The organism is Algibacter pectinivorans (assembly GCF_900112595.1).
GTDB classification, from domain to species: Bacteria; Bacteroidota; Bacteroidia; order Flavobacteriales; family Flavobacteriaceae; genus Algibacter_B; species Algibacter_B pectinivorans.
On record NZ_FOMI01000005.1, the window covers coordinates 81,289 to 97,882 of the forward strand.

Genomic DNA, 16,594 nt, shown 5'->3' on the forward strand with positions numbered 1-16,594 from the left:
TTTATAAGTTAGTTAGTCTCTCAGTATTACAATAACCTAAAATGTATATGATGATGAGATGCGAAAGACCAACCTATTTTCCTCAATTTACCTTATTGTTTGTTGTTTCTTTTTTAAGCTTAACTAGTAATGCTCAGGTAGCACAAGTTGAAGTTATTGGAGGTGCAATTGTAACAGAAGGATCCACTTTAACCATTACAGAAGGTAATAGTTTAGATTTTAGAATTACCAATGCAGAGTTGGCTAATTGCGATTATCTTAAAATTCAAGATGTAACGGTATCTAACACTGCAGATTTTGAGGTTTCTCCAAATAATCCTACAGCAAATATTAAGCCCTTAGCCTGCTTAGGAGGTTATAAATTTCTTGATTTTGAAATTAACACGACTAGTTTTGTATGTGGTACTAAAAGTACGGTCGTAACCATAGAAGTTAGTAACCAACCAAACTTTACATTTACGCTTCAAATAAATGCATCTCCCGAAATATTTGTGCTAGGAGGAAGTCCTTATGCAGATATATATCATGGTGATACAGTAACATCGGCTCTTAACGGAACTTTTTTTGGTATTGTAGATAAAGGAACTTCCGTTACTAGAACTTATGTTATATCTAATATAGGGAGTTGTAATTTAGATGTACTTTCTCTTGCTAGCTCTAATAGCGATTTTGTTGCTTCTGCAATAACGCCTATACCAGCAAACAATATTAACCCTTATAATTCCATTGCGTTTAATGTAACTTTTACAGCTCCTTTAGTTGGTTCTGGAACACAATCTAGTGTTATTAGTATTGGTAATACTGGAAATACGACATTCACATTTACGGTAAAGGCTGATTTATATGACCTTAGTATTCCTGGTCCTGGAGGTATTCTTGCCGAATTTAGACTTTGGTTAAAATCCACTCGTGGTGTAACTGAAACGGCATCCAAAGTATCTGTTTGGGCAGATTTAGGAACAAAAGGTAAAGATGCTACACAGCCAATAGCAGATAAGCAGCCCACTTATTTAGATACAGAGGCCGATAATATTAATTATAACCCGGTAATAAAGTTTGAAAATGATGGTGCTTTGTTAGAGCAGTATTTGCATAATTCTAGCGATGGGTTTTACAGTCAAGATATTTTTATCGTTATGGTGCCTGATACGCCTATAACAGCAGTCTCCTCAAGATGTACTATTTTTTCTGGTACCGTTGCAGGTTTGCCAGGAGATATAACGGGTGTTGGTTTTGGTGATTATTCCAATGAATTTGATAACGAAGTGTTATCTTATAATCAAGGTATTCCTCTAGCCTTACCTTTAGGTCTTTATAATGGTGTTGCAGATGAGGCTACAGTAACGTATGATAAACCCGGAATAATTAACGTTCGTAATAATTTAACAGCTTCAGCTCAAGAGCTTTTGTATAACTCCAATATTGTATCTACAAGTTCAGTTAATAATATTCCTTTTTTAAATATTGGAATTACCGAACTTGTTGCCCCTTTTACGGTTTATGGTTCCGAATATTGGATAGGTAGAAATATGGGGTCTCAAGGGAGTTTAAATGGACGAGTTGCCGAAATATTTACATTTGCCGAACGCGTTAATGATGCCGATAGACAAAAAATAGAATCTTATTTAGGTATAAAGTATGGTATTACTCTTGGCTCTAGTATGGAAGCAGAAAAAGATTATATAAATTCGTTTGGTAGCAAAACTTGGGATATTACAGCTAATTCTGGCTTTAATTATAATGTTGCAGGAATAGGTAAGGATTCTATATCAGATTTAAATCAAAAACAATCGAAATCTTTAAACCTAGACAACGAAGTAAGCATTAGTTTAGGAAACATTTTTGCTACAAACAACTTAAATAGTAATGAGTTTAAAAAGGATGGCGATTTTTTAGTTTGGGGAAATAATAATGCGCCATATACAGGTGCAAGTACTAATACCGTAACAGTAGCTACGGGTTTAACTACAGCAATAACAAGAATAGATAGAACCTGGAAAATAGTGGAATCTAACGAGCATGTTGATGGTGATGTGGAAACTGTTTATGTTTCAATACCAATGGCAGCCTTTAGTGGGTTTTCTAAAACTGATAACGAGGAATATGCTTTAATAGTAGCCGATAATGCAACTTTTGCCGATGGAGATATTATTGATGTTATTCCATTAAGACCATCAGATTCTGGTATAGACCTTAATACGTGGTATAATTTTGATGGAACTAAATATTTTACATTTGGTAAAGTTTCAAAATTAGAAGGAAAACAGGCCGTTAATATTGAAGCTGGCGATTATTTAGTTGGCGAGTCCGATATTAACTTAAATGTAGATGATTTTACAATTTCGGCATGGATTAAATGTGCAGCAAACGCTAGTAATAGAACTTTAATGGCTAAAGGCGAAAAACTTCAAATGCGTTTAAATAGTGCCGGAAAAATAGAAGTGTGTATGGATAATAATGCGTCACCTAAATATACATCTAATATGGTGGTTGATGATGGGAAGTGGCATCAAATTACTTATGTTTATGATAGCGGAACTATATTTATGTATATAGATGGAATTCTAGATAAATCGGTGCAAAATGTTATGCATCCAACACCTAATTTTAATAATTATTGCATTGGGGCATTATACATAGATAAGGATACTGTTATTAATCCCTTTTTAGGAAATATTGAAGAAGTTTATATATGGGATGTTGCATTATCTTATAGTCAGGTGCGCTTTTTAATGAATCAAGAAGTTGAGCGATTTAATGTTAGCGGAACGGACTGTGTTAATGGGAAAATTATTCCTCAAGCTTCAACCTGTAATGAAACGGCTTCGATTCCTTGGAGCAGGATAAGAGTATATTATGATTTTAACTCAATATATGGTTCTACTATTGAGGGGCTTACAGACCAGCGTTATTTTTTAAGATTAAAATACCTAAGCAAGGATAAAACTTTAATAGATGACCAAACGGCCCCACTGCCTTATGTTACTACTGCCGATGGAACATGGGATACTGCTGGGTGTTGGGCAAATAATGCTAATGTGGCCATTCCAAACTCTATTGGTTTAGATGGTGTTACCACTATAGATTGGAATATTGTTGAGAGCGCTCACAATATTTCTTCGGGAGATAGGGATGTTACACTTTTAGGGTTAGTACAAACCAATGGTATGATTACCATTGCAGACCCTAATGAGTTTCCAGATGAAACAAATTCTGGACAAAGTTTAACCATTTCTCATTATTTAGAATTGGATGGTGTAATTGATTTAATAGGGGAGTCTCAATTAATTCAGAAAGAAGGAAGTGTTGTTGATGCCGATAGCGGTGGTTATATTGAAAGAGATCAACAAGGTACAGCAAATGGTTATAATTATAATTATTGGTCATCATCAGTAGGCCCAATAACTGGTAATTCTGCAACCCGCGGTACAGGACTAACAGCTATTAATGGTAATTACGCTATATCTAATGTTTTAAATGACGGTTCTATTTCAGCATTTTATCAGAGCTTGCTTTACAGTAGTTCCCCAGATGGAAGTGGAACACCACCTCCGCCAGGGTTAGCGAAAACGATAAGTACCTATTGGTTGTATAAGTTTTATGGAACTACAGATTCATATAATTCATGGGCAAAAATTAGTGAAACAACCCCTTTAATCGCAGGCGAAGGCTTTACCATGAAAGGAACGTCTGGAAGTGTCCCTGTTACAACATTGCAAAACTATGTGTTTACAGGATTGCCAAACAACGGAGATATTACCTTACCATTAGATAATTCGTCCGAAGAAGTAGACCGATTAATAGGCAACCCGTATCCATCAGCTATAGATGCCAAGGCGTTTATTTTAGATAATTTAAGCATTGCCGATGGAGGCACTAACCCTAATGGAACTGTTATAAACGGAGCGCTATACTTCTGGGATCATTTTGGAGAAGAAAACTCGCACAACTTAGCACAATATGTTGGTGGTTACGCAACCAGAAATTTAATTGGTGGCGCCCCAGCAATAGCTAACGATAGTAGAATTAATGCCACTGGAGGTGTAGGTACAAAAGTACCAGGAGAATACATTCCTGTAAATCAAGGTTTTTTTGTAAGTACCTTGTTAGATGGTTTTGATAACGATAACGGAGCCACATTAACCACAGTAGATGGCGGAGACATTGTATTTAAGAATAGTCAGCGTGTTTTTGCTAAAGAAGACGCATCATCATCATTGTTTTTTAAATCGGAAAATACTAAAAATAACAAGGTGCATATCCATAAAGACAATACACCTCGTATAAAACTCAGGTATAACTCACCAATGGGATATAACCGGCAAATTATTTTAGGGGCTAATACTAATGCCTCTAAAAACTTCGATATTGGTTACGATGCTTTTATGGTCGATGTTTGTATAGAAGATATGTATTGGGTGTTACAAAACAAGAAGCTCGTTATACAAGGAGTCGATAAATTTGATGCTACGCAAGAGTTTGATTTAGGATTGAAAGTTAAACAAGCAGGTGTGGTAAAAATTGAATTAGAAGCTTTAGAGAATCTAGCTAAAAATACTCCAATCTATCTTAAAGATTTAACAACCAACGAAGCCTTTTCTATTAATAATAATGCTTTCGAGCTTTATTTAGAGGCAGGAGAATATACAGAACGCTTTAAACTAGTGTTTAATAATGCACTTTTAAGTGTAGAAAATAGTATTGAACAACCAGATGATATTTTAGTGTATTATGCCAACGAAACTAAGCAGCTAAATATTATAAATAAGCACAATTACCTTATTAAAGACCTTGCGGTTTATAATTTATTAGGGCAAGAGATTAAAACATTAAATATAAACACAACCGAAGATGAATCTATTAACTTACCATTAAGTACAGGTATGTATATTATAGATATTAATTCGGAAGTAGGGAGTATTAGCAAAAAGATAATAGCAGATTAATAGCAATGTTTGATTTTTGAAGAGAAGCGTTACTTATATCCCGAATATAATTTGGGATATAGGTTGGGCTTAAGCTTTTACCAGGTGCAGTTTAGGTTTAAGGAAGTCTTTAAAATTTATAAACCACATAGCTGGCAGTTTTATTTAGTAAAAAAAATGGTTTTTTGTGTGTTAAATGGTATAGAAAGTATTAAAGTTAGTAATAATAACTAAAAAAAATCTGTAAGCATAGATTATGCATAGGCTCGAGTTGGCTATTTATTATGTGCAGTGTTAGGCTTTTGTTGTTGCTTGGTTTAAAGTTTATTTAAGTGTGCTGTTCTTTCATTTTTCATAATAATTAAAGAGGTAACTTTATTCAAACTATCTCTTACAAACGCTCCTTTAAGGTAAATATCGGTCTGACCAAATATCTTATCTACTGTTTCAAAATAGAAATAATCCATATCTTCAAAATCTTCATCCATAACGCCTACTATATCATTGTTTTGTATCTCAATTTTATAGTTTAAATCTGGAATGGGGCCATCGTAACCTTCAAGTTTAACAACCTTATAAGTACCAACATAGTCATTTAGTTGTGCTGTGGTTAGGTTAACTAAATTATGCGGTATAAAATCGGGAAGCGGTTCATTACTTTCAATAAGAGTGTTTATTTGTTTGTATGCATTAATTGCGTTTTCTCTAAATAGTGTAACATGATATGCCAAATTTATCCAGCCGGCATTTTGGTATAGATATACATCATTTTTATAATAAGGGTCATTCAGGAAAAAATTAATCATGTCATCTTCTAGTTGAGCCCAATCTAATCTGTAATACCAATCTTTACTTTTGGCTAACTCGTCCCTCACTCTATCGGTAATAAAGTCCATTCGACTATCGAACTTGTCTATTTCGTATTTGTTATAAATATAGATCTCGTTTAATGGCTCAATAACTGCTTTTAGTTTTTTGGGAACATTATCAACGTTCTCTATGAGGTTAGTATATCCATTAGTGTGAATTTTTATATGAAAAGCATTCATAATAGCATATCTTAAAGCATATTGATAATCATTTTTATAATCATTATAGGTTAGTTTATCTGTCTGTATTAATTTGATGATTGAATCCTTTGTTTTGTAATAGGCAATTAGTTCGTCCGATTTTTGAATGTCTAGTCCTAAATCATGTTGTACTTCTTTTAAAATAGAAACAATTTTATTTTCGGTTTTTCGCTGTTCGTTTTTATTATTTATTTGAAGCGCGATAAGAATACCAATAATAACAAGTACAATCTCGCCTATAGCATACAACATGTATTTGCTAAATTTGTTTTCGGATAGCAGGTTTTTTCGAATTTTTCTAAAGAATTTTATCATGAGCCTTACAGTTGGTTACAACGAAATATTACGTTATGGTGTTAAAATAGTTGCGGGTTTGCACGAGAGGGTTTTTCGAAGAAAAAATTATACGTAGCAAACACACAACGAATTTTGATTAAGCACTAAGCCGCAATAATTTTAATAGATTGTTGTATGCAGGCTTTATTATAGCTGATCCACTAATTTTCTGGCGATAACAGTATCATATATAATTTTTAGTTTATTAATCTTATTTTGATTATCGAATTCAATAATGTCAACGACATCAAATTCTACTTTTTTATCATTTTTTAAAGTCCATTTATAGGTGAAATAAAGGGCTAAATTGTTGGAGCTATTTTCTTCAAAAATTCCTTTTAAGCTAAGTTCAGAATTTGAGGTATCACTATTTAATTCACGATAAAATTCATCTGCTTTTTTTATTCCATATAATGGTGAATCCACCATACCGTTTTGATTGAATAATGCAACTACTTGTTCAATATTTCCATTTTCAAGATGCATTATGTATTGCTTTGCTATATCCTGCTTTGTCATAATTTTATTAAGTTTAAATTTTAGAGTTTGTTTCTCAGGTTGTGTACAAAACATTATAATATTACATTTCTGTTTAATTTTCCAAAAACAACTTAGAATACAGCAACTTAATAGTTGTAGTTGTCCTGTAAATATAATTTATTTTTTTGTAAGAAAAACAAAACCCCAAGCCAAAGCTTAGAGTTTTAATATTTGTAAATGCCTTGTTTTAATACTTTTATTCTCCTAAAAAAGGATATCTGTAATCTGTTGGTGTAACAAAAGTTTCTTTTATCATTCTAGGCGATACCCAACGCAATAAGTTTTGTGCACTTCCTGCTTTATCGTTGGTTCCAGATGCTCTGGCTCCGCCAAACGGTTGCTGTCCTACAACGGCACCTGTTGGTTTATCGTTAATATAAAAGTTTCCGGCGGCATTTTGTAAAGCCTCGGTAGCCTGTGTTATGGCGTATCTATCTTTCGAAATAATAGCACCTGTTAAGGCGTATTCGCTAGTTTCGTCAATAAGTTTTAAGGTTTCGGCGTAAGCGTCATCTTCATAAACATAAATGGTAATTACAGGTCCAAAAAGTTCGGTACACATAGTTGTGTATTTTGGGTCTTTGGCTAGAATAACAGTAGGTTCAATAAAGTATCCTTTACTTTTATCATAATTACCACCAGCAATAATTTCGGCATCTGCATCGGCTTTAGCATCATCAATATATTTTGCGAGCTTATCAAAAGAGCCCTCATGAATTACAGCAGTAATAAAATTGCTCATATCCTCCGGCGATCCCATTTTTAAAGATTTTAAATCTTCAAGAACGAAATCTTTAACTGCACTCCATAAACTTTTTGGTATATAAGCTCTTGAAGCAGCACTACATTTTTGACCTTGAAACTCGAAGGCGCCACGTACAATTGCTGTAGCCACTTGTTTTGCATTGGCCGATTTATGGGCAACAATAAAATCTTTCCCACCAGTTTCACCAACAATACGTGGGTAGGTTTTATAGTTGTGTATGTTGTTTCCTATTTGTTTCCAAAGCTCTTTAAATATATATGTAGAACCCGTAAAGTGTAAACCTGAAAAATCTGGACTCGCCATAACCGTATTGGTAATCATTACAGGGTCTCCAAAAACAACGTTTATTACTCCAGGAGGTACACCGGCTTCTTCAAAAACATCCATAATAACTTTAGCAGAATATACTTGGCTATCACTAGGTTTCCAAACTACAACATTACCCATTAATGCCATACATGCAGGTAAGTTACCAGCAATAGCCGTAAAGTTAAATGGAGTAACAGCATAGGTGAAACCTTCTAACGGGCGGTATTCAATTTTGTTCCAAGCATCGCTTGTGCTTTCTGGTTGTTCCATGTAAATGTCCGTCATAAACTGAACATTAAAACGCAAGAAATCTATAAACTCACAGGCCGCATCGATTTCAGCTTGATGTATGGTTTTAGATTGTGCAATCATAGTTGCGGCGTTTATTTTAGCACGGTATGGTCCTGCAATTAATTCGGCAGCTTTTAAAAAGATACCTGCACGTTGTTCCCAAGGCATTAGTGCCCACGATTTTCTAGCCTCTAAAGCTGTAGAAATGGCATCGTCAATATGCTTTTGTTCTGCTATGTGGTACGTACCTACAATATGCTTGTGGTCGTGTGGTGGCGACATGGTTCTGGTGTTTCCAGACTCCACATGTTTACCGTTAATATATAGAGGCACATCAACTTTACTATTAAACATTGCCTTGTAAGTCTTTAGAACTGCATCACGCTCTTGCGATCCAGGAGCATAAGATTTTACCGGTTCGTTAACCGCTACTGGCACCTTAAAAAAGCCTTTTCCCATGATATTTGATTTTTTGTTGTTGAATTTTCAGTAAATCTAAAGCAAACTTAAGAATAATTAAAAGATTTATTTAAAGTTAACCTTCTTAAAAGCAAGTTAAATTTTATTTATATTTTGTAATTTGCAAATGTATTTTAAGACTACTCTTTATCTATGTGTACAGTTACAATATTTCCAATAGGAAAAAATGATTTTGTGTTAACCTCTAATCGAGATGAAGCACCAGATAGGCTACCGTTAATTCCAGATTTTTACGTTGTGAAAGATAATAGATTACTGTTTCCTAAAGATATTAAAGGAGGTACGTGGGTAGGTGTTAGTGAGAATAATCGGGTAGTTTGCTTGCTTAATGGTGGCTTTAAAAAACATGAAAGAGAGGATAATTACATAAAAAGTAGAGGTATTGTAGTTAATGATTTTTTAGTTTGCAATAAAATAGAATCTAGTATTAAAGCTTATAAATTTAATGGTATAGAGCCATTTACAATGGTAATTGCAGATTGGAATTCGGGGTTAAAGTTCTACGAACTGGTTTGGGATGGTATAAAAAAACATTTTAACGAATTGCCTTTAGAACCTAAAATTTGGTCGTCTTCAACTCTTTATACACAGGTTATGAAAAATAGCCGTAAAATGTGGTTTGATAAATTAGAGAATTATAATGTTGAGTCACTTCTAAAATTTCATGGTACAAAGGATGAAAGTAATTTAGATTACGGCATAGTAATGGATCGTGGTTTAGTGAAAACTACAAGTATTACTCAAATTGTTAAACAAGGAGCTAGGGTAATAATGCGCTATGAAAATCTTAGGGACAATAAGGTGTATACCAAAGCATTTAATCTTCCCGAAGTCGTTAATGGATAATACAGGTATTATTTTAACATTGGCTTATCCGGATACTATTGTTATGGTATCTGAAGAGTGGTTTTCTCCATTTTTAAAATATGTTGGGGTTGGTAAAACCAATTACCTCCGAGCAGGTCATGCCGCTTTGGTTTTAATTAATAAGGACACAGGTGTGTTAGAATATCATGATTTTGGGCGTTATATTACACCCGAGCCCAATGGTAGAGTTCGAGGTAGCAATACCGATAACGAATTGCATTTTCCAATAAAAGCCGATATTGATTCCGGTAGCCAAAGGGAAGGTCAGATAAAAAACTTAGATGCTATTTTAGAGTTTTTAGCAACGCATCCTAAACTTACTCATGGTGATGGTAAGTTGGTGGCTTCGGTTTGTAATGCTGTTAATTATAAAAAGGCGAGAGCACATATTACCAAAATGCAAAACAAGCATTTTATACGGTATGCCGCATTTATAAAAGATGCCTGTAATTGTGCCCGTTTTGTAACAGATACTTTAATAGCTTCGGTAACCGATGCTAAAATTAAGAAGCGTCTTGAAAAATCGAAATGGTTTACACCAAGTACAGTTGGTAACGTGTTGCTTGCTGATACGGAAGCGTTTCCTTACGAGGTTTCTGAAATCGGAGCAATTTCAGAATTTAAAGGCTCTCAAAAAAGCGAAAACATTCGCTGCTTTTTAGATAAATTGAAAGACCATAAAGTTAATTTAATAGGTACCCAAGATGCTAAATTTGTTGATGGTTTGCATAGTAAGGCGCAATGGTTATCTGGTATTGCTGCTGGTGCCTGGTTTGAGTTATATGATTTGGAAACTAAAAGCGACTATCGATTTAGGCGTATTTCGGCTTATGGTAATATAGATTGCGATGCCGTTTTTACTGTTGAAGATGATGGGTTTAATGCTAATTTAGATTATGAATTTATTCATTATTCAAATTGTAAATTTTTTCATATCAAGCAGCATGATGTTGTTTTTAGGTTTAGCCGTAAAATCTAATCGCTTTTTGGATATTTATTTAAACCCTAAGTTTAATACGATGGTTTAGTTTATAGCAAAAGGTGCGCTTAACTTAAATGTGGGTATAGTAACTTTAAATTTTTGAGTAGTTGTAAAGTTTACCATGCTGTACTGACCTTGCATAGCACCAAACGGCGATGTTAGTAAACAACCCGAGGAGTAGGTGTGCGATTCGCCTGGTTTTAATACTGGCTTTTTACCTATTACGCCTTCGCCAGAAACAGTTTCTACGTTGTTTAGTGCGTCTAAAATTTCCCAATGGCGCGCATAAAGTTGTACAGAGTCTTTACTCTGGTTTTCGATTGTAATCGTGTATCCAAAGGCGTATTGTATTTTATAGTTTTTATAAAATGAACCTTCAAAAGTGGTCTCGACCGAAATTTTTATTCCTTTTGTTACTTGTTGAACCATTGGTGTGCAAAGTGTTAACGGATGCTAAAATAATAAATATTAAGCGGTTAATGGAGATTTTAATGCGTTTGATGCAAAAATTAGATGAAATGCAATTTTGCACATCTAAATTTGTTAAATAACCATTTGTTATTTAAAATAGTAATGCATTTTGAGTGTTTTGTGTGTTCTAGTTGGTAATGTTGGTTGATGATACTTCGTTGTAACCAATAATGCGATCGTATCTAGCCCCCAAATCTCTATAGTAAACTAATACTTTATAGCTGTTTTCGGTTTGCCAAAAGTTGCCACTTATGGCGCCTTCATCTAATGTGCCATCTTTATTTACTACTACATATTTGTAGTTATAAAACCCTTGTTTTAGTCTCATGGTTTTTTTATAAATTTCTCTATCAAGATCGAAAGTCATTTTATTGGCTTCCTCTAAGGCGTAATTATTGTAATTGCCATAAATGTAAATGTGCTCGCCATTATACATTTCAGGGTACTTTAAAGTGAAATGTAGGTCTAGGTAATCGGCTTCAATGGAAACATCATCTTTATCTAAAGCCACAATTTTAAATTTACCATTAATATCTGGGTTGTAAGTATACGGTAAATCGGCTCGCGACACATCGGTAAATAAATAGGACTGGTAAAGATCTTCTAGTGCTATGGATTGTATGCGGTTTGTAGCGCCTCTAACGTCTTTAGTTTCTACAAATAAATATTCGTTTCCTCCAGGAAAAGCAGTTTCCTTGGTGTAACGATATATTAAGGTGTTGCCCAAAGTATATTGCGGTTTTAGGTTTGAAATAGCTGTGTTTAAGTTGCTGTTTTGAATAATTAAAGCTTTTACAGTTTGTTGTGGGTTGTTAAATTGCTGGCCTGTAGCAATTTCAATATCTACCGTTTGGGTGGTTTCTATATTGCTAATATCTCTAGATCTTTTTATGGCTATTCCAGGTGTAACCATATTTTCGTAAATCATGAATTTTCTTGAAAACACCAACTCATTGTAAGAGTCGTAAATAGAAATCATGTAGTTACCCGAAACTGTTAATTGCTTAGTTTGCTGGTTAGGAATGGATAACTTGTAATGCGAGTACATTTGAAAAGTATTAAACGAGTTGGTGTAGTCCTGAATTCTAAAATTATCGAACCCAAGCATAAATTCAGATTTTATGAGTACCGAAGGTTTCCAGTTGTAATCGAAATGCTCAATTTTATAGTAAAAATCGGGTTCGTCGTCTACCAAGGCATCAAACTCTAAATAAAACGTGCTTCCAAGTTCGATTATAGGAAGTTCGCCTAAATCGCTACTGCTACTTTTAAAAGTAATGGACTTTATGTGTTCTGGCGGATTAACTTCTGCCACTTGACTGTAAAGAGATCCGGCAGCAATAAAACAAAGGAATAATAAGGTGAATTTGAAAGACATTCTACGTGTTTTGTGTAAATATAAGCAAATTTTGTGCCTAAGATAAATCTTTTATTTAGAATAAGTATAAATAACATTCAGAGCTTAAATTACTTATCAAATTCGCTATTTATTCGTATTTTTGCACCGATTTTTAGACAACTAATTTCAATAAAATAAATATGTCAAACGACATTCGTATCAAAAAAGGTCTGGACATTAAACTTGTTGGTGAAGCTGAAAAAACTGTTGAACAGGCAGTTATTAGTAACTACTGCACCATAAGGCCAGAAGATTTTCACGGCGTAATACCAAAACTTGTTGCAAAAGAAGGAACTACAGTTAAGGCTGGAGGTGTCTTGTTTTTCGATAAATCTGAAGAAGCAATAAAATTTTTATCGCCAGTTTCAGGTAAAATAGTTGAGGTGGTTCGTGGACCAAAAAGGCGTATCGATGCCATTAAGATTCAAGCCGATAAAGCTCAGGCTTTTGAGGACTTTGGAGTGTTTAACGTGGATGCCGCAAAACCGGAAGCTGTTAAGGCACATTTGCTTGCTGCTGGCTGTTGGCCATTTGTAAAGCAAAGACCGTATGATGTTATTGCTAACCCTGCATCATCGCCAAAAGCGATATTTATTTCTGGGTATGCAAGTGCACCATTAGCTGCCGATTTGGACTTTACCTTAAAGGGTAAAGAAGCCGAATTGCAAGCTGCTGTTTCTGCTTTAGGAAAGTTAACCGAAGGTAAAGTACACGTGTCTGTTGGTAAGAATGCAAATTCGCCACTAGCAGGATTAAACGGTATAACTTTACATAAGGTTTCTGGACCACACCCATCTGGTAATGTTGGTACTCTAATTAATAAAGTAGATCCTGTTAATAAAGGAGAAGTAGTTTGGACGGTTAACGCTCAAGACCTTGTTATTATAGGAGAGTTGCTTTTAACTGGAAAATTTAATGCTGAGCGTATTGTGGCTTTAGTAGGATCTTCAGTGGAGAAACCAAGATACTTTAAAACAATTGCTGGTAGCGAAATTGCAACTTTAATTTACGATAAAGGCGTATCTAAAGGAGGTAACGATCGTATTATTTCTGGTAATGTTTTAACAGGAAAACAAATTCGTCCTGATGGAAGTTTAGATTTTTACAGCAACGTGGTTTCTGTAATCCCTGAAGGCGATGATTATGAGTTGTTTGGATGGAATAAGCCAGTATTTAATAAAGTGTCTACCTCTAGAGCATTAACATTTTCTTGGTTAAACCCAAAGAAAAAGTACGACCTAAATACCAATACAAATGGTGAGCATAGAGCGTTTGTAACTACAGGAACTTACGAAGAGGTTTTTCCTTTGGATATCTTCCCTATGCAAATATTAAAGGCTTGTATGTATCAAGATTTAGACGAAATGGAAGCTTTAGGAATGTACGAAGTAGCACCTGAAGATTTTGCTTTAACTGAGTTTGTATGTGTGTCTAAACAACCACATCAAAAAATTATACGAGAAGGTTTAGACTTAATGATTAAAGAGATAGGGTAATGAGTTTAAAAAATAAATTACACATATTAAAGAGAAAGTATAGAAGTAAAAAAATGGCTCCTGCCTTTAATGCGCTTCATACGTTTCTATACTTGCCAAACGAGACCACACATAATGGTACTCATATTAAGGCAGCCGACGATTTAAAGCGTACCATGAACACAGTAATTATGGCTATGGTGCCATGTTTATTATTTGGTATGTTTAATGCAGGATATCAGCATCACTTGGCTTTGGGCGAAATTCAATCTGTAACAGGAGGTCTTTTTAGCGCAGAGTTTTGGACACTAGATAATTTTATGGTTGGTTTCTGGAAAATCATTCCATTAGTAATTGTATCATACGGTGTTGGTTTACTTATCGAATTTATTTTCGCAATTATTAATAAACACGAAGTAGAAGAAGGGTATTTAGTAACAGGAATGTTAGTACCTCTTATTGTACCAATTGATATTCCTTTATGGATGTTAGCTGTTGCAGTTGTATTTGGTGTTGTTATTGGTAAAGAAGTTTTTGGAGGTACAGGAATGAATATTCTTAATCCAGCTTTAACCATTAGAGCCTTTTTATTCTTTGCTTATCCAACTTGGATGAGTGGTGATAAAGTGTGGGTACATGGTGCGGTTGAAAGAGATCAAGCTATTGCTGGGGGTCAAAACTTAGATGCTATTTCTGGAGAAACTATTTTAGGTGCTTTAGCTCAAAGTAAAGAAGTGGCTTACTCTACTGTCGATATGTTCTTAGGATTTATTCCTGGTTCTGTAGGAGAAACATCTACCTTACTTATTATACTTGGTGGTTTATTTTTAGTGTTTTCTAAAATTGGTAGCTGGAGAATCATGTTATCATCTGTAATTGGTGCTATTGTAATGGGATTAATCTTTAATCAAGTTGTAGCTTCAGGATGGATACCAGAAAGCAGTAATTTTTACGGATTAATGAGCGCTCCTTTTTGGGAACACTTAATAATTGGTGGTTTTGCTTTTGGTACCGTGTTTATGGCTACCGATCCTGTAACGGCTTCGCAAACAAACAAAGGAAAATGGATTTACGGTTTCTTGGTAGGATTTATTTCTATTATGATTCGTGTATTCAACCCAGCGTATCCAGAAGGTGTTATGTTAGCCATTCTATTAATGAATGTGTTTGCACCAACTATCGATCACTATGTGGTACAAGGTAACGTGAAGAAAAGAATGAAACGTGTAAAAGTTAAAACAGCATAATTATGGCAGTTAATACAGATAAAAACTCATATACTATAATCTTTGCTGTTGCAATGGTATTAGTTGTAGGTTCATTATTAGCGTTTACGGCATCATCGTTAAGACCTAATATTGACGAAAATAAACGTATGGAAAAGCAACAGAATATTCTGTATGCTATGGGCGTTAATGAAAATGAAGGTACTGGCGATATCGCTTTTATTGGAACAGATAAAGTAGCAGAACAATTTTCTAAATACATCACAAAACAATTAGTTATTGAAAACGGTGTAGCTAAAGAAGATGATAAAGCTTACTTAATTGATATTAAAAAAGAACAAGCAAAAGGTAAAAATGGAGGCACAAGACGTTTACCATTATTTGTTGGCGAAAAAGATGGTAAAACATTTTATATAGCACCAATAAGAGGAAAAGGACTTTGGGATGCTATTTGGGGTTATGTTGCTCTAAATAAGGATATGGTTGTTCAAGGTACGTTTTTTGATCACGCAGGTGAAACCCCTGGTTTAGGAGCAAACATAAAACAACGTTATTTTATGGACGATTTTTATGGAGAACATTTATTAACCGAAGCTGGAGTATTTAAAGGTATCTCGGTTGCTAAAGGTAATAACGATCCTAAAAACGAAATAAAAGACGATTATGAAGTTGATGCCTTAGCTGGTGCAACTATTACTGGTGATGGTGTTTCTGCCATGATCAAGAAAGATTTAAAATTGTATTTACCTTACTTTAAAACTTTAAAATAATATGGGACTACTTTCAAAAAAAGATGCGAAGTTAATAACAGACCCGTTAGCAGATAACAACCCAATTACTATTCAAGTATTAGGTATTTGTTCTGCGTTAGCAATTACTGCAGAGCTTAAAGCGTCTCTAGTAATGGGAATTGCGGTGTTATTTGTATTAAGTGTAGGTAATGTTGTAATCTCTTTAATGAGAAATATCATTCCATCAAAAATTAGAATTATTGTTCAACTTATTGTGGTTGCTGCTTTAGTAATTGTAGTCGATCAGGTACTAAAAGCATTTGCTTACGAATTAAGTAAAACACTTTCTGTATTTGTTGGTTTAATTATTACCAACTGTATAATTATGGGACGTTTTGAGGCTTTTGCTTTGGCTAATGGCCCATGGAAATCCTTCTTAGATGGTATTGGTAACGCTTTAGGATATGCAGTTATTCTAATAATTGTTGGTTTCTTTAGAGAGTTATTAGGTTCGGGAACTTTATTTGGTATTCCTGTACTTGGAGATCCTATCGAGAAAACGGGAGTGTACGCTATTGGTTACGAAAACAATGGATTTATGTTAATGCCTCCTATGGCTCTTATAGTAGTAGGATTAATTATCTGGGTTCAACGTAGTAAAAATAAAGCATTAATAGAAGATTAATCAGTAAGCAGTTTGCAGTCGGGGTAGGCAGTGAGTAATTG

12 protein-coding genes are annotated in these 16,594 nt (G+C 34.4%); 7 read left to right on the top strand and 5 right to left on the bottom strand.

Annotation, left to right across the window (positions count from 1 at the left end):
- The first annotated feature begins 47 nt into the window (after positions 1-47).
- The gene (locus BMY96_RS08860) at positions 48-4,946 is read left to right on the top strand and encodes a DUF8202 domain-containing protein (RefSeq protein WP_175473545.1); all 4,899 of its coding nucleotides are present in this window, start codon (positions 48-50) and stop codon (positions 4,944-4,946) included.
- A gap of 296 nt (positions 4,947-5,242) precedes the next feature.
- Here BMY96_RS08860 and BMY96_RS08865 read toward each other — a convergent pair whose 3' ends face one another.
- From BMY96_RS08865 to pruA, 3 genes are all read right to left on the bottom strand, one after another.
- Positions 5,243-6,310, bottom strand: coding sequence for a DUF6090 family protein (locus BMY96_RS08865; RefSeq protein ID WP_092851416.1), 1,068 nt, complete (start codon positions 6,308-6,310; stop codon positions 5,243-5,245).
- Positions 6,311-6,478: 168 nt separating this feature from the next.
- Positions 6,479-6,850, bottom strand: coding sequence for a nuclear transport factor 2 family protein (locus BMY96_RS08870; RefSeq protein WP_092851674.1), 372 nt, complete (start codon positions 6,848-6,850; stop codon positions 6,479-6,481).
- Between the two features lie 217 nt (positions 6,851-7,067).
- Complete coding sequence (gene pruA / locus BMY96_RS08875) at positions 7,068-8,696, bottom strand: L-glutamate gamma-semialdehyde dehydrogenase (protein ID WP_092851417.1); 1,629 nt, start codon at positions 8,694-8,696, stop codon at positions 7,068-7,070.
- Between the two features lie 153 nt (positions 8,697-8,849).
- Between pruA and BMY96_RS08880 the strand changes: the two genes are divergently transcribed.
- Positions 8,850-9,563 (top strand): NRDE family protein, encoded by a 714-nt coding sequence (locus tag BMY96_RS08880; protein WP_092851419.1) that lies wholly within the window; start codon positions 8,850-8,852, stop codon positions 9,561-9,563.
- Complete coding sequence (locus BMY96_RS08885; RefSeq protein ID WP_245750585.1) at positions 9,496-10,563, top strand: DUF6695 family protein; 1,068 nt, start codon at positions 9,496-9,498, stop codon at positions 10,561-10,563. The genes BMY96_RS08880 and BMY96_RS08885 overlap by 68 nt, the downstream gene beginning before the upstream one ends.
- 45 nt (positions 10,564-10,608) lie before the next feature.
- Here BMY96_RS08885 and apaG read toward each other — a convergent pair whose 3' ends face one another.
- Together apaG and BMY96_RS08895 are read right to left on the bottom strand one after the other, a co-directional pair.
- Positions 10,609-10,995, bottom strand: a complete 387-nt coding sequence (gene apaG / locus BMY96_RS08890) for a Co2+/Mg2+ efflux protein ApaG (protein WP_092851421.1) — start codon at positions 10,993-10,995, stop codon at positions 10,609-10,611.
- Between the two features lie 169 nt (positions 10,996-11,164).
- A complete protein-coding gene (locus tag BMY96_RS08895) occupies positions 11,165-12,415 on the bottom strand; it encodes a type IX secretion system plug protein (protein ID WP_092851422.1) in 1,251 nt (416 codons plus the stop codon).
- A 161-nt stretch (positions 12,416-12,576) separates the two neighbouring features.
- Between BMY96_RS08895 and BMY96_RS08900 the strand changes: the two genes are divergently transcribed.
- Genes BMY96_RS08900 through BMY96_RS08915 form a run of 4 tightly spaced genes read left to right on the top strand, consistent with a single transcriptional unit; the run spans position 12,577 to position 16,553 of the window.
- Positions 12,577-13,932: a Na(+)-translocating NADH-quinone reductase subunit A gene (locus BMY96_RS08900; protein ID WP_092851423.1), complete on the top strand. Its 1,356-nt coding sequence runs from the start codon at positions 12,577-12,579 to the stop codon at positions 13,930-13,932.
- Entirely contained in the window at positions 13,932-15,158 is a 1,227-nt protein-coding gene (locus tag BMY96_RS08905; RefSeq protein ID WP_092851425.1) for an NADH:ubiquinone reductase (Na(+)-transporting) subunit B, read from the top strand. Before BMY96_RS08900 ends, BMY96_RS08905 begins: the two co-directional genes overlap by 1 nt.
- Positions 15,159-15,160: 2 nt before the next feature.
- Positions 15,161-15,907, top strand: coding sequence for a Na(+)-translocating NADH-quinone reductase subunit C (locus tag BMY96_RS08910; protein ID WP_092851426.1), 747 nt, complete (start codon positions 15,161-15,163; stop codon positions 15,905-15,907).
- Between the two features lies 1 nt (position 15,908).
- The gene (locus tag BMY96_RS08915) at positions 15,909-16,553 is read left to right on the top strand and encodes an NADH:ubiquinone reductase (Na(+)-transporting) subunit D (protein WP_092851428.1); all 645 of its coding nucleotides are present in this window, start codon (positions 15,909-15,911) and stop codon (positions 16,551-16,553) included.
- The last annotated feature ends 41 nt before the right edge of the window (positions 16,554-16,594 follow it).

Coding starts and splice junctions, on each gene's coding strand:
- BMY96_RS08860 (WP_175473545.1), top strand. CDS start 48: ATGATGATGAGATGCGAAAGACCAACCTATTTTCCTCAATTTACCTTA.
- BMY96_RS08865 (WP_092851416.1), bottom strand. CDS start 6,310: ATGATAAAATTCTTTAGAAAAATTCGAAAAAACCTGCTATCCGAAAAC.
- BMY96_RS08870 (WP_092851674.1), bottom strand. CDS start 6,850: ATGACAAAGCAGGATATAGCAAAGCAATACATAATGCATCTTGAAAAT.
- pruA (WP_092851417.1), bottom strand. CDS start 8,696: ATGGGAAAAGGCTTTTTTAAGGTGCCAGTAGCGGTTAACGAACCGGTA.
- BMY96_RS08880 (WP_092851419.1), top strand. CDS start 8,850: ATGTGTACAGTTACAATATTTCCAATAGGAAAAAATGATTTTGTGTTA.
- BMY96_RS08885 (WP_245750585.1), top strand. CDS start 9,496: ATGAAAATCTTAGGGACAATAAGGTGTATACCAAAGCATTTAATCTTC.
- apaG (WP_092851421.1), bottom strand. CDS start 10,995: ATGGTTCAACAAGTAACAAAAGGAATAAAAATTTCGGTCGAGACCACT.
- BMY96_RS08895 (WP_092851422.1), bottom strand. CDS start 12,415: ATGTCTTTCAAATTCACCTTATTATTCCTTTGTTTTATTGCTGCCGGA.
- BMY96_RS08900 (WP_092851423.1), top strand. CDS start 12,577: ATGTCAAACGACATTCGTATCAAAAAAGGTCTGGACATTAAACTTGTT.
- BMY96_RS08905 (WP_092851425.1), top strand. CDS start 13,932: ATGAGTTTAAAAAATAAATTACACATATTAAAGAGAAAGTATAGAAGT.
- BMY96_RS08910 (WP_092851426.1), top strand. CDS start 15,161: ATGGCAGTTAATACAGATAAAAACTCATATACTATAATCTTTGCTGTT.
- BMY96_RS08915 (WP_092851428.1), top strand. CDS start 15,909: ATGGGACTACTTTCAAAAAAAGATGCGAAGTTAATAACAGACCCGTTA.